General features: G+C 47.7%; 12 protein-coding genes. 9 read left to right on the top strand and 3 right to left on the bottom strand.

The features are described from left to right. Positions 1 to 82: 82 nt before the first annotated feature. The 5 genes from EHO60_RS00385 (at position 83) to EHO60_RS00365 (ending at position 5,809) form a co-directional block, all read left to right on the top strand. Positions 83 to 985 carry an aldose epimerase family protein gene (locus tag EHO60_RS00385; protein ID WP_135766191.1) on the top strand — a complete coding sequence of 301 codons (903 nt, stop codon included), beginning with the start codon at positions 83 to 85 and terminating at the stop codon, positions 983 to 985. A gap of 78 nt (positions 986 to 1,063) precedes the next feature. After that, the gene (locus tag EHO60_RS00380; protein ID WP_135766190.1) at positions 1,064 to 2,758 is read left to right on the top strand and encodes a DNA repair helicase XPB; all 1,695 of its coding nucleotides are present in this window, start codon (positions 1,064 to 1,066) and stop codon (positions 2,756 to 2,758) included. Positions 2,759 to 2,815: 57 nt separating this feature from the next. Then, on the top strand, positions 2,816 to 4,033 hold the full coding sequence (locus tag EHO60_RS00375; protein WP_135766497.1) for a pyridoxal phosphate-dependent aminotransferase: 1,218 nt from the start codon (positions 2,816 to 2,818) through the stop codon (positions 4,031 to 4,033). Positions 4,034 to 4,037: 4 nt separating this feature from the next. Beyond that, entirely contained in the window at positions 4,038 to 5,027 is a 990-nt protein-coding gene (locus tag EHO60_RS00370) for an SH3 domain-containing protein (RefSeq protein WP_135766189.1), read from the top strand. After that, the gene (locus tag EHO60_RS00365) at positions 5,012 to 5,809 is read left to right on the top strand and encodes an alpha/beta fold hydrolase (protein ID WP_135766496.1); all 798 of its coding nucleotides are present in this window, start codon (positions 5,012 to 5,014) and stop codon (positions 5,807 to 5,809) included. Before EHO60_RS00370 ends, EHO60_RS00365 begins: the two co-directional genes overlap by 16 nt. Here the strand turns inward: EHO60_RS00365 and EHO60_RS00360 are convergent. After that, on the bottom strand, positions 5,802 to 7,265 hold the full coding sequence (locus EHO60_RS00360) for a sodium:solute symporter family transporter (protein ID WP_135766495.1): 1,464 nt from the start codon (positions 7,263 to 7,265) through the stop codon (positions 5,802 to 5,804). The two genes, EHO60_RS00365 and EHO60_RS00360, sit on opposite strands and share 8 nt — an antisense overlap. A gap of 96 nt (positions 7,266 to 7,361) precedes the next feature. Here EHO60_RS00360 and thrB point away from each other — a divergent pair, with 96 nt between their 5' ends. After that, entirely contained in the window at positions 7,362 to 8,330 is a 969-nt protein-coding gene (thrB, locus tag EHO60_RS00355; protein ID WP_135766188.1) for a homoserine kinase, read from the top strand. A gap of 10 nt (positions 8,331 to 8,340) precedes the next feature. On the opposite strand, the gene EHO60_RS00350 is transcribed toward thrB, so the two are convergent. Both EHO60_RS00350 and EHO60_RS00345 read right to left on the bottom strand, forming a co-directional pair. After that, positions 8,341 to 8,982, bottom strand: coding sequence for a hypothetical protein (locus tag EHO60_RS00350; protein ID WP_135766187.1), 642 nt, complete (start codon positions 8,980 to 8,982; stop codon positions 8,341 to 8,343). Between the two features lie 3 nt (positions 8,983 to 8,985). Beyond that, a complete protein-coding gene (locus tag EHO60_RS00345; RefSeq protein WP_135766186.1) occupies positions 8,986 to 9,303 on the bottom strand; it encodes a hypothetical protein in 318 nt (105 codons plus the stop codon). Positions 9,304 to 9,650: 347 nt separating this feature from the next. Between EHO60_RS00345 and EHO60_RS00340 the strand changes: the two genes are divergently transcribed. From EHO60_RS00340 to EHO60_RS00330, 3 genes are read left to right on the top strand one after another with little or no spacing between them, the layout of a single operon-like run. Then, the gene (locus EHO60_RS00340) at positions 9,651 to 10,715 is read left to right on the top strand and encodes a DsbA family protein (protein WP_135766185.1); all 1,065 of its coding nucleotides are present in this window, start codon (positions 9,651 to 9,653) and stop codon (positions 10,713 to 10,715) included. A gap of 28 nt (positions 10,716 to 10,743) precedes the next feature. Next, a complete protein-coding gene (locus EHO60_RS00335) occupies positions 10,744 to 11,724 on the top strand; it encodes a malate dehydrogenase (RefSeq protein WP_135766184.1) in 981 nt (326 codons plus the stop codon). Positions 11,725 to 11,743: 19 nt separating this feature from the next. Continuing rightward, on the top strand, positions 11,744 to 12,886 hold the full coding sequence (locus tag EHO60_RS00330) for an aminotransferase class I/II-fold pyridoxal phosphate-dependent enzyme (RefSeq protein ID WP_135766183.1): 1,143 nt from the start codon (positions 11,744 to 11,746) through the stop codon (positions 12,884 to 12,886). Positions 12,887 to 12,888 lie beyond the last annotated feature (2 nt).

Below are 12,888 nucleotides of genomic sequence, written 5' to 3'. Positions count from 1 at the left end.
AGTCCGGTTTTTCCCGCAAAAAATACGGCCAAAACCGTTTTTTTGTTTCCCAATCGGAAGTTCTCCCCAACTTCTTTCCGCGATGCTCAAATTTCGGACGGAAAGCTCTTCGTTTACGACGGACGGGACGCATTGGATCGCTTGGGATTGGATCCACAGTAAAACTTCCAAAAAAATCGAAATCCTCGCTCCGTGGAAACAAGAGCAGGCCCCTTTCGGTTCGGGTTGCTTTCTCATGTTTCCCTGGGTGAACCGGCATGCCTCTTCGGAATTGGTTTTCGGCGGAAAGAAGTTGGAACTTCCCGAAATCGTAAAGGATTCCAACGGATTTCCGGTGCACGGATTCACGCATTCCTTATCTAGAAAGGCCTTAAAGGTATTTCCTGGGGAGAGGGGGGCGGAATTTCGGGTTTTGATCCCGGATCATTGGGAAGATAGTCCGGCCGCTGCGGTCGCAGTTAGAGAGGAAATCATTTTAGAAGAGATCGGTTCCGGAGTACTACTCACGATCCGAATTAAATTCAATAATTTAAAAGCGAATCCGCTTCGATTCGCATTCGGTTATCATCCTTATTTCAAATTGGAAGGAAGTCCGGCGGATTGGAGGATCCATCTCCACTTGGACAAAAATCTGGAATTGGACGACAAACTGCTCCCGTACATTCCTTCCGTTTCGAATCAGATAGATTCGGTGACTGACGGACAGATCCGACCGATGGATCATTTGTTTTACGGAAAGGATCCGAGAGTTATATTAGAAAATTGCAAGGAAAAGTATTCGATCACGATCCTGAGTCCTCCCGGGCAAGAAAAGGAGATCCCTCTGGAATATTATCAAATCTACACGAGTCCCGATTTAAGTTCGATCGCAGTCGAGCCTTGCAGCGCTCCCGGAAATGCTCTCATTTCCGGTCAAGGATTAACCGAACTTAAAAGCTATTCCGAGCTTTCCGGAGAATTCAGAATTTTAGTGAAACCTACATGATTCCGCCTTATACAGGCTTTCTTCTTGACAAGAAAGGGGTCGTTTTCAGTCTAAGTTACAGGGAGATTCCGCATCCAAATGAGTAAACCTTTAATCGTACAAAGCGACAAGACCATGCTTCTCGAGGTGGATAACCCCGAATTCGAAGCTTGCCAGACCGTCGTTTCCAAATTTGCGGAACTGGAAAAGAGTCCCGAATACCTGCATACCTATCGAATTTCTCCGCTTTCCCTATGGAACGCCGCTTCGATCAAAATGACTGCTGACGAGATCGTGCAATGTCTGGAGCAGTATTCCAGGTACTCGGTCCCTAAAAACGTAATCAACGAGATCCGCGAACAGATTAGCCGTTACGGAAAAGTAAAATTGGTAAAGGAAGAAAACGGAGATCTTTGCATTATTTCTAATGAAAAGGGCTTCCTCCAAGAAATTTCCAACCACCGTGCGGTCCAACCGTATATCGAAAACACGATAGCCGATAAAATCTATATTAAAAAAGAATTTCGCGGGCATATCAAGCAAGCATTGATCAAAATCGGCTTCCCGGTCGAAGACCTCGCAGGTTATGACGAAGGGAATAAATACGGTTTTAATCTCAGGCCCACCACCAAGTCGGGAAGAAAGTTCGGAATGCGAGACTACCAGCGCGCTTCCGTAGAGGTCTTTCATGCGGGGGGAGGCAACGAAGGAGGTTCCGGAGTCGTCGTTCTACCTTGCGGCGCCGGAAAGACCATCGTGGGAATCGGGGTCATGCAGATCGTAGGCGCGGAAACCCTGATTTTGGTTACGAATACTCTTTCGATCCGCCAATGGAAAAACGAAATTTTGGATAAGACGGATATTCCGGAATCCGATATCGGAGAATATTCCGGAGAAGTGAAGGAAATCAAGCCCATCACCATCGCTACTTACAATATCCTTACGCATCGGAAAAAGAAAGGCGGGGATTTTACCCATTTCCATTTGTTCAGCGCGAATAACTGGGGATTGATCGTCTACGACGAGGTGCACCTTCTGCCCGCTCCCGTTTTCCGTATGACTTCCGAGTTGCAAGCGAAGAGAAGGTTAGGTCTTACGGCTACTCTAGTCAGGGAAGACGGACTGGAAGAGGACGTCTTCAGTCTGATCGGACCCAAGAAATACGATGTTCCTTGGAAGGAATTGGAAAGCAAATCGTGGATCGCCGAGGCGAAATGCAGGGAGATCCGTGTTTCTATGGACGACGATTTGAGGATGCGCTATTCCATCGCGGACGACAGGGAGAAATTCCGGCTTGCTTCCGAAAATCCGGAAAAGATGAAGGCGATCGACCTGATCATGAAGAAGCACTCCGAGTCTCATTTGCTTGTGATCGGCCAGTACATCAACCAGTTGGAGGAGATTTCCAAGACATTTAAAATCCCTCTGATTACGGGAAAGACTCCTCTCGGAGAAAGACAGGAATTGTACGATGCGTTCCGGTCCGGAAGGATCAAATCCTTGGTGGTCAGTAAAGTCGCGAACTTTTCCATCGACTTGCCAGACGCCAATATCGCAATACAGGTCTCGGGAACGTTCGGTTCTCGTCAGGAAGAAGCACAGCGACTGGGGCGTATTTTGAGACCGAAAGGAGAGGATAATACTGCGGTGTTTTATTCTCTGATTTCCAGGGATACGAATGAAGAAAGATTCGGACAAAACAGACAGCTTTTTTTGACCGAGCAGGGATACGAATACGAAATTTACACTCTCGACCAATTCCGCGAATCTTTGGAAGAAAAGGTCGGAGCTTAAACCGGAAAGGGAAGGTTTCTTACGCGAATGTTGATCGAAACGAAAAGAGAGGAAGAAATGGACTGGATTGCAAGAAGGTTGGAAGTGATCGAACCTTCTCCGACTTTGGCCATTAGCGCCAAGGCCGCCGAATTGAAAAAGAAAGGGGAAGATATCGTCAGCTTCGGAGCAGGGGAACCGGACTTCGAAACGCCCGCCCATATCCGGGAAGCCGCTAAAAACGCCATCGATCAGGGGATGACCCGTTATACCGCCGTTTCAGGCACGGTAGAATTAAAAGACGCAATTCTCACGAAATTCAAACGGGATAACGGTTTAGAATATTCCAGAAACCAAGTCATCGTCGGTACCGGTGGAAAGCAGGTCATATATAATTTCTTTCTAGCCACTCTGAACCAAGGGGATGAAGTCGTGATTCCCGCACCGTACTGGGTCAGCTATGCGGATATCGTAAGGCTTGCGGACGGAGTTCCTGTCCTAGTCTCCGCGAGCAAGGAAAACGAGTTCCGGATTTCTCCCGCCGATTTGGAAAAGGCGATCTCTCCCAAAACGAAGGTCCTCATTCTGAATTCCCCTTCGAATCCCACCGGATCCGCGTATTCCAGAAAGGAATTGGAAGCGTTAGGCGAAGTCGTTTTGAAACATAAGCTCCTCGTCATGAGCGACGATATCTACGAGAGAATCGTCTTCGACGGTTTCGAATTCTGCAATCTGGCGATGATTTCTCCCGAACTCAAGGAATTAACCTTTATCGTTAACGGAGTTTCGAAAGCATACTCCATGACCGGGTGGAGGATCGGTTACGGAGTCGGGCCTGTTGAAATCGTCAAAAACATGGATACGATCCAGAGCCAATCCACCTCCAATCCCTCTTCCATTTCCCAAGCGGCGGCAGAAGCGGCTCTGAAAGGGGACCAAGGATGTGTGCTCGAAATGGCGCGCGCCTTCCAAAAAAGAAGGGATCTGATCGTCCGGCTCTTACGAGAAATTCCGGGCGTGGAAGTGAACCTTCCCCAGGGAGCTTTTTACGTATTCCCGTATCTCGCAGGTGTATACGAAACTCCAGGTTTCAAAAAACTTTCGGCTGCATCCGAGGAAAAGAGCAAAAGCAAATTGTTCTGCGCTCACCTTCTGGACAAATATAAGGTGGCCGCCGTTCCCGGAATCGCTTTCGGAGACGACGAAGCGTTACGTCTTTCCTATGCGATGAGTGAAAACGACATTCAAAAAGGCGTTTCTCGGATCGCCGAAATGGTAAGGGATTTGTCCCGATAGGTGCATGCGGAAACGCCCCTGGATCCCTTTTATCCTGAGCTGGCTTTTCTTCTTTCCGATTTTCGGAGAGTCTAAAAACGAATTTATCGTACTGGAGCCGAGTACGCCCTTGTACCTCTTTCCGGAAAAGAAATCGGAGGTGCTTCGGAAACTTTCTTTCGGTGAAATTCTGAATTCGGAGAATCTGAGGGAATCCAAATCCAAATTTCGATTGCTGACGGACCGTGACGGTCTCAAGGGTTGGGCGGATTCCAATTCTTTGTTCCGAATCGGAAGCCGCGGAACGTACAATGTAATTACGAAAGCGGTGGAAAGACTTTTGTACCAGGATTCCGGGGTTCTTGAATTGGAGTCCGTATTCAATTATTTGACCGGAGTCGAAGAGGGAACGGTTTTTAGAGGAGACGAGTTCTTATTTTTAAAAATCCGTCGCTTGGTAGTATTCCAGAAATACTTGGAAAAACTTCAATCCGCGGAAATCAGGACGAAGACCGGACCGAAACTGGAAGAGCTTTTCAAAAAGTTTCCTTCGGAAATCGGAATCCGTACCAAGGAAGGAACTTGGGCGGATTCCAGCACGAATTCCAAAGAAGGGAGTCGATTTCGGGTTCGTCCCGAAGCCTTCTGGAGAATCGCCGAATCCAACCCGAATTCCAAACCAGGGGATTTTGCCGCTTACCTCGCCGTAAAAAATACTCCGGAAGTGAAATGCGGCCCGGATCCGATATGCGTCCTACAAGACGAGCAATCCAGGAGGCTGAGGTATCTAGGACTGAATCCCAACGGAAATTACTCCCAAATTTTTTCCTCTCAGATCGATAAACGTCTCCAGCATTACGTGAAAGACAGAGAAACGTTCCTCTGCGATACCAAACTTCCTAAAGCGGAAATCCTTTCCTCCTTCAGAAAAACGCTTCAAGAGTTGCCGTATCGGTACGGTAAAAAATTTCATTCCAAATGGAAGATCATCCAAGAGGAATGCGGCTCCAAGTGAAGTTGGCGTTTAAATTTTATCCCAAAAAGAAGGATTTTCCTTCTTCGATTTCGGATCCGATTTTGATTCTTCACGGATTGTTCGGGTCCTCCAAAAACTGGATCACCGTATCCGAGTATTTGAGCGAACTTACCGACGTATTTTCTTTGGATTTGAGAAATCACGGAGATTCCCCTCACTCTCCGGTTCACACGATAAAAGCTATGGCAGAGGACGTGCGGGAATTCCTGGAAGACCGGAATCTTTCCACGGTAATCCTAATCGGACATTCGATGGGCGGGCTCACCGCTATGGAGACGACTCTGGATATTCCGGATCGGATCTCCCGGTTGGTCGTGGAAGACGTGGCTCCTAGAAACTACGAATTCACTTACGAGGGGGAACTTTCCGCCTTAAAAGTGGACGTTATGAACGCCAAGTCGAGGCAGGAAGTGGACGTAAAAATGGCCGAGTTCGTCCCGGATCCGTTCATTCGAAATTTTTTATTAATGAATTTGGAACGTAGAGAAGAGGGCGGCTATAGATGGAAATTGAACGTGGAAGGAATCGAAAACTCCAAACGCATGTTCGATTCCCAATACGGAAACGAAGTTAGGAAATACGAAGGGCCGACATCTTTCATCATCGGGGGCATTTCGGAGTATTTTCGAGACACCGATCGTTCTGCGGCGTTGGAGTATTTTCCCAATGCGGAATTCCACACGATACCTAAAGGCGATCACTACATGCATTTTACGCGTGCGGCGGAATTCAAGGAACTCATCCTACGCATCCTTAGCTAGCGTTCGTTTTCTTAGGGAAAAGAATTCCTGCCCCGAGCGCAAGAATCCAAAATAGGATCATGCCGATCGGAACCAAGATTGTGAATCCGAATTTGTAGATCGTCCCCAGGATTCCGGTTCCTAAGACCGCTCCTACCAAAGAAACGCTTAGGCTTACGTCTCCCGGATGAATTTTGGCCCGTAAGAATGGAATCACTTCGGTCAAAAATACCGCGACCATGGATCCGACCGTAAAAGAGGAAATCTTTAAGCCCAGTTCGAGTAATCCCTTGGTTTTCTCTTCCGGAAGGGAAAAGAAAAAATACGCGCTGAGAAAGAGAAGAATTCCGAATAGAAAACTTCCTTTCTTTTCCCCTAAAGATTTCCAACCGAAGTCAACTTTTGCAGTCAAGGAGAGAGAATTGATCGAGCTGGATAAGGTGGACATCGTGGACGCAAGAATGCCTGATAAAAGCAGACCGATCAGAGGGGAGGGAACTTCGTGAATTAGAAATTCCGAAAATACTTTGTCCTGCGGAAGGTTTTTTCCTCCGTATCTGAAATACAGAAGGGTTCCGATCGCTAAAAAGAGGAGCATTTGAACGAATACGGCCAGGCCGGAAATCACCATTGCTTTTTGGGCGGCTTTCAGGTTTCTCGCCGCCAATGCCCTTTGTACGAACATCTGGTCCGCGCCGTGAGTGCCCAAGCTTAAGAGTGCTCCTCCCAAGACCGCCCAGGGAAGAAAATACGTAGCTTTGGGATCCCCCCATTCTAGGAACTTCAATTTTTCGGAGTTCTCTGCCGCGTGAAAAATATCCGAGATATTGCCGGTTTCCGTCAGCAACAACCCCAATGCGAATATTCCGCCGAATATATAAACGAAATATTGTAAAGTATCCACCCAAACGACGGAACGAAATCCACCTTGCATGGTATATGCTAACGTAACCGCAGTGATCAAAAAGAGCGAGATCGTCCCTATGGTATGGGCGGAAAATTCCAGGGAAGAAAATCCGGAGAAGGCGAGCTCCAATAAAATCGCGATCGGCAGAGTGGATGCGTAGAGTCGCACTCCGTCTCCCAAAATTCTAGTGAGGGAAAAAAGAGCCGACATGGAACGCTGCGAATTGCGACCGAACCGTTTTCCTACCCACTCGTACACCGACATGAAGTTTCCGTGATAGGTGAGAGGCAAAAGAAATACGGCTACGACTATCCTGCCCAAAATGTATCCCAATATGACCTGCAGGAAGGTGAAATTTCCGGCATACGCTATTCCCGGTACGGCCAAAAACGTAAGAGCAGAGGTTTCCGTCGCTACAATGGACAAGGAAAGAGGAATCCAGGAAAGAGTTCTTCCCGCTAAAAAGAATTCCTGAGCGTCGGGCATCTTTCTACTCGTCTTCCAACCGGAATACAGAACGAGCGCGAAATAAACGAATACTACGAAAGCGTCCATCCAACCGAAATGCATATGGGAAATCATCGTTTCCGCACCGTTCGAATTGAAAAGAAGAAAAGCAAATGACGATCGAAGTGGCGACCGAAGAATGGCGATTGTCAGGTCGTCATGGGATCCAGATACAGATACAGATACAGATTACAGGTTCAAGTTCCGGGAACTTCCGCGAATCTAGGTTCGGGATTCGATCTGTTCGGACTTGCTTTCAAAATCTATAATCGATTCGACTTCGAATTCGGATCCTCCGACTCTTTTTCCAGCAAGGTCAAAGGCATGGAAGTCCCGCCTTTTTCCGAAAAGGAAGATTTCGTGCTCTCTTCCTACCGGGATTATTTTTCGAATTTTCTACCCGGGAAAAATCCGTTTCCCTATACCGTCTGCATGGAGTTGGATTTGCCTCTAAAGGGAGGATTGGGTTCCAGTGCGAGTGCGGTGGTTGCGGGTTACGCTGCGGCAAGGTTCGCACACCAGACCTTTTATCCGGAAATTTCCGTTCCCAATGAGGCGGATTTTCTGTATAAGCTCGCGTTGCTGGAAGGGCACCCGGACAATACGACTCCGGCCTATTTGGGTGGGTTTGTGTTTTCCTATTTTGCAGAGGATCGGCTTTTTTATTTTAAGAAAAAATTTCCGAAAGGGATCCATTGTTTTTTTCTCATTCCTAGATTCGAAATCGAAACGAACCATTCCCGGAAATGTTTGCCGGATGCATATTCCGTAGAGGACGTACTTTTTAACATGAGTCGCTTGGGGACCTGGTGGGAATTTTTGGATTCGGGTAAGCCGAAACTTCTGGAAAGGGCTCTGGAAGATCGGATTCACACGCCTTATCGTATGAACTCCCAGTTTCCTTTGATGCCTTTGATCGACAAGGTTCGCAAGGAAGTGATCGGATTGTCCCTTTCAGGTAGCGGTCCTTCGGTACTGCTCTATTGCCAGAGAAAGAATTCGGAGAGGATCGCCGGAAAACTCGGTCCTTTGGTGCGACAATTCACGGAAGAAACAGGGATCGCTTGTCAATTGGTCCGTATCGGAATCGATACGGACGGGGCTAAGATCCGATCCAGAAAACTTTAGAGTTTTCGAATCATTCCTCCTCGCTTCTTTCTTTCCCGAAAGAATAAATTCCCTTTTTGTCCCTGGAGCGTAGAGCCAATCCCGGGTGGATTTTTTGCACGGTAAAAATGAATTTCATTCTTTCTTTTCCCATCTTATTGATGAAGAAGGAGCTAGTCAGTCCGATTTCGAAATACTGGGTCATCCTCTCCCGGTTGATCTTATCGGAGATTCGGAAAAAAGCGGTTTGTCCTATGATTTCATGACTTTCCAGTTTTTCCTCGGATTCCATTTTCGTAAAGAACTGCATTCTAGGAGGTTTGACCAGTACCGGTCCGTTCCGATGGATGAAAATATCGTAATCTTCGGTTTCCTTTCCCTTTTTCAAAACGAAAACGAGATGCTCGTCTTGGATGGATTTGCAGAGAGTGACGATATCTCCGTAGGATTGGCCTACGGTGAATTTATAATAACGGGTACTTTCTGGAACGACGATCTCCGCAAAGTCTCCTTCTTCCGGAGGCTCCATTTGTCCCGGCCGCATTTTGGCGGAGTAGGGGCGAAACACTTCCCAATAAAAAAAGAAGGCCATGCCTACGAACGAAACGATCGCAAGGACGATTAGGAAAAGGTCCAATTTGGGAGAGTATAATAATGCCGGGAAAAAAAACAAAGATCAACCTTTTTGATCGATTTTACGAACCGGCATAGATTCGTTCGATTCCCGACTAAAACGGGAACTGACGATCATAGACAAAAGATCTTTCATTTGTTCCGGACTGATGACTTGGCTCATTCTCTCTTCCGTGCTTACCGGCGAAGGTTTCATCACCAGCTCTTCCGGTTCAGGGAGTTTTTTCTTGCCGGATTCTATTTTCGAATTTCTCAACTCCACCGGATCCAAGGATCGAATTTCCGTTCGATCCGTTTCTTTGGGCGGGGGAGACCATTGCGGGAAATATTTCCCCCCGTTTTGCATTCCGTTAACGTTCATAAACCTAAACCTCCGTTTTCAGGTCCATTTTCCATGACTCTACCCATTGGATTTTGGGCAGTCCTAAGTCTTTCGGGAGAGACTCCGTGATTGCCTGGAAAAAGGACCGATCACTCGAGATTTCCCTATATTGATCATCGGCCGGAAGGAAAAGGGCTTAATGATTTTTTGAATTTTCTCCCTTGGGAAGCGTACTGGATTCCCAAAAATGCTCCCTAGTAAGCGCACCCAAAGGACGAGAAAAAAGGGAAAATTCGTCCTGCGAGAGGCTTGAATTTAATCGTTTGCCAGAGGGGTGACGGTTTCTAAATTGGTAGTCAGGGAAGTTTTTCCCAGGACAGGAGATTATGTCGGAAGAGAGTACTCCCCGGTTTGCCACCCTTTTTTCTACGCTGAACAAAACGACCGTACTCGCGGGAGTCTTCGGAGTTTATGTCCTTCTTACCGTATATCCTGTATATAAATTTTTCTCACCCGAGCAGTACGTTAAGATTGGGCACCGCTATTATACGTTAAACGACGTGAAAGAATCCAGTCCTTCCGTTTATCGAAAATACGCCTCGGACAATAACGATAGAATTTACAGACTGTTTTCGCAATACGCGAACGATAAGGTGCTCGAACTGGAAGCGAAGGAAAGAGGGGTTTCCGTGGAAGCGCTGACTAAGTTTGCGGCGAATTACGAGCCCACGGAAGAGGAAAAAGTCGCCACTTATAACCAGTACAAAGACAATATCCCCGCTCTAAAGGGAAAGTCCTACCAGCAAGTCCAAGGAGATATTTCCAGTTTCCTCAAAAGGGTCAAAGAGGACGAAGAACGTCAGTCGTTCTACCAGCAACTCAGAAGCAAATACGATATAGACATTCGAGTACAGGAACTTCCCCCTCCGGCTAAAATAGAAGTGGCGACCGGAAACAACCCTTCCATTGGTCCCGCCGATGCAAAAGTGACGATCGTGGAATTTTCCGATTTTGAATGTCCCTACTGCAAAAGAAGCCAGGATGTTACCAAGCAGCTAAGGGAAAAATACCAAGGCAAAATCCGCTGGGTATTCCGCGACTTTCCTTTGCCCTTTCACCAGAACGCAATGTTTGCGCATGTGGCCGCCAACTGTGCGATTCCTCAAGGGAAATATTGGAATTATTTCTCCCAATTATTCGAGAACAGCGGAAATCTGGAGAGGCAAAACGTGATTTCCTTAGCTCAAAAGAGCGGATTAAATATGCCCGAGTTCCAGAAGTGTATCGCGGACGAATCCAAACAGAAACAGGAAATCGAAGCGGATATAGCAGAGGGACAAAAATACGGGGTCAACGGAACTCCGGCATTTTTCATCAACGGGATCATGGTGGAAGGAGCCCAACCCATCGAGTCGTTTACGAAAATCATCGATCAAGAGTTGAAGAATTAATCTGAAGATATAGGTAGGATAGCATTTTATGAGCAACACAGTCAAGGTCGCAGTTACCGGTGCCGCAGGGCAGATCGGTTATTCCCTTCTTTTTCGAATCGCTTCGGGACAAATGTTCGGAGCAGATACTCCGGTGGAAATCCAGATGTTGGAATTGGAAGCGGCTCTGCCGGCGGCCAAAGGTGTGATCATGGAATTGGAAGATTGTGCTTTCCCTTTACTGCAAAAAGTCAGCGTTTCTTCGGATCTGGATATCGCGTTTAAAAACGTGAATTGGGCTCTCTTGGTAGGTTCCGTTCCTAGAAAAGCGGGAATGGAAAGGGGAGACCTTTTGAAAATCAACGGCGGAATTTTCGTGAACCAAGGAAAGGCATTGGAGAAGAATGCATCTTCCGATGTGAAGATCCTCGTCGTCGGAAACCCTTGCAATACGAACTGTCTGATCGCTATGAATAACGCGAAAGGAATTCCTTCGGATCGTTGGTTTGCGATGACTAAATTGGACGAGAACCGCGCCAAGTCTCAGTTGGCTTCCAAAGCAGGAGTTCCCGTAAAGGACGTGACGAACCTAGGAATCTGGGGAAACCACTCGTCTACCCAGTATCCGGATTTTTATAACGCAAAAATCGGCGGAAAGGTCGCTACCGACGTGATCAAGGACCATGATTGGCTCAAAGGCGACTTTATTAAGAACGTACAGCAGAGGGGTGCGGAAATTATCAAAGCCCGCGGAGCGTCTTCTGCGGCGTCCGCTGCGAACGGAGTCGTAGATACTGTCCGACAAATCATCACTCCTACTCCTGCAGGAGATTGGTTCAGTGTGGCGGTGACTTCCGACGGTTCTTACGGCGCGGATTCCGGATTGATCTTCGGGTTTCCTGTGAAGTCCGACGGTAAGAAAGTGGAAATCGTTAAAAATCTGGAATTGAACGATTTTGCAAAAGAGAAGTTCAAGATCACTCATGACGAACTAAAATCCGAGCGGGAAGAAGTAAAAGGAATGCTTTAATTCCTTTCCGATCAAAGAAGTGCGGGAGCCGAAGATCATCCAACCCCCGTTTTACGGTGAGCTACCTGCCTTCTTTGATAGGCTGGAGGCAACGAATCGAATCCGGTCTTTGGAACCGCCGACCGGAATCGATCTTTGCTCCAACGACTACCTTGGGCTCTCCGAACATCCTGTCCTACTGGATTCCCTCAAAGAAGGGATCGAAATCTACGGCGCAGGTTCTACGGCCAGCAGACTGGTCCGAGGTCACCGAGAAGTATTCGAGCATCTGGAACGGGAGTTTTCCTCCTGGCTAAGAGTTCCGGCCTCCCTTTTTTTCTCCAACGGGTATTCGGCGAATTTGGGGACTCTGTCCTGTATCTGTGATCCTTCCTACGTCGTATTTGCCGATCGAAAGAATCATGCTTCTTTAATGGACGGAATCCGGCTTTCCGGTGCAAAAAAGGTCTACTTCCGGCATCTGGATCTTTTGCATTTGGAAGAGCTGCTGGAAAAGCATTCCGGTTCCAGAAATAAAATCATCGTATCCGAAACCGTTTTCAGCATGGATGGCGATGTCGCTCCGATTTCCGATTTGCTGCGTTTGAAGGAAAAACACGGCGCCTTATTGTACCTGGACGAGGCGCATGCCATCGGTGTTTTCGGGCCCGAGGGGTCCGGTTGCGCTCTAGACCAATTGTCGGAAGCGGAAATAGGGAAGGTCGATTTTCGGATGTCTACCTTCGGCAAGGCATTGGGATTAGAGGGTGCGATGGTGTCCTGTTCGGAGGAGGCGAGACGCTATTTACTGCATTGCGCTCGTACTTTTGTTTTCTCCACCGGGTCCTTACCCGCAATCGCCCACGCAGGATTAGCCGCGATCAGACTTGCGCGATCCATGGAAGAGGAGCGCAGGCGGATCTTGGAGTTTGCCGGAATTTTGCGGGAAGCGATCGGATCGGCAGGTTATTCTTTCGGGGATTCGGTTACTCAGATCGTCCCGATTCTTTTAAGCGACGAATCCCACTCGCTAGAACTGGCGGAAAGGTTTCTCCGGTTCGGTTTTCAGGCCAAGGCGATCCGACCTCCGACGGTGGATGTTTCCAGAATTCGAGTCTCCGTGAACGCAAAATTACGGAAGGCGGACCTCGACCTCTTTATCGGAATTCTTAAGGGGAGATAAGT

Origin of the sequence: Leptospira fletcheri (genome assembly GCF_004769195.1) — a bacterium.
In the GTDB taxonomy this organism is placed as follows: domain Bacteria; phylum Spirochaetota; class Leptospiria; order Leptospirales; family Leptospiraceae; genus Leptospira_B; species Leptospira_B fletcheri.
The sequence above is the reverse complement of the archived record's forward strand: the minus strand, read 5'-3'. Positions and strand labels throughout refer to the sequence as shown.

What these genes read in the sequence shown, in the direction of transcription:
- EHO60_RS00385 (WP_135766191.1), top strand. Translation starts at nt 83, where the DNA reads ATGCTCAAATTTCGGACGGAAAGCTCTTCGTTTACGACGGACGGGACG.
- EHO60_RS00375 (WP_135766497.1), top strand. Translation starts at nt 2,816, where the DNA reads ATGGACTGGATTGCAAGAAGGTTGGAAGTGATCGAACCTTCTCCGACT.
- EHO60_RS00360 (WP_135766495.1), bottom strand. Translation starts at nt 7,265, where the DNA reads ATGCATTTCGGTTGGATGGACGCTTTCGTAGTATTCGTTTATTTCGCG.
- EHO60_RS00340 (WP_135766185.1), top strand. Translation starts at nt 9,651, where the DNA reads ATGTCGGAAGAGAGTACTCCCCGGTTTGCCACCCTTTTTTCTACGCTG.
- thrB (WP_135766188.1), top strand. Translation starts at nt 7,362, where the DNA reads ATGGGATCCAGATACAGATACAGATACAGATTACAGGTTCAAGTTCCG.
- EHO60_RS00370 (WP_135766189.1), top strand. Translation starts at nt 4,038, where the DNA reads ATGCGGAAACGCCCCTGGATCCCTTTTATCCTGAGCTGGCTTTTCTTC.
- EHO60_RS00380 (WP_135766190.1), top strand. Translation starts at nt 1,064, where the DNA reads ATGAGTAAACCTTTAATCGTACAAAGCGACAAGACCATGCTTCTCGAG.
- EHO60_RS00345 (WP_135766186.1), bottom strand. Translation starts at nt 9,303, where the DNA reads ATGAACGTTAACGGAATGCAAAACGGGGGGAAATATTTCCCGCAATGG.
- EHO60_RS00365 (WP_135766496.1), top strand. Translation starts at nt 5,012, where the DNA reads ATGCGGCTCCAAGTGAAGTTGGCGTTTAAATTTTATCCCAAAAAGAAG.
- EHO60_RS00335 (WP_135766184.1), top strand. Translation starts at nt 10,744, where the DNA reads ATGAGCAACACAGTCAAGGTCGCAGTTACCGGTGCCGCAGGGCAGATC.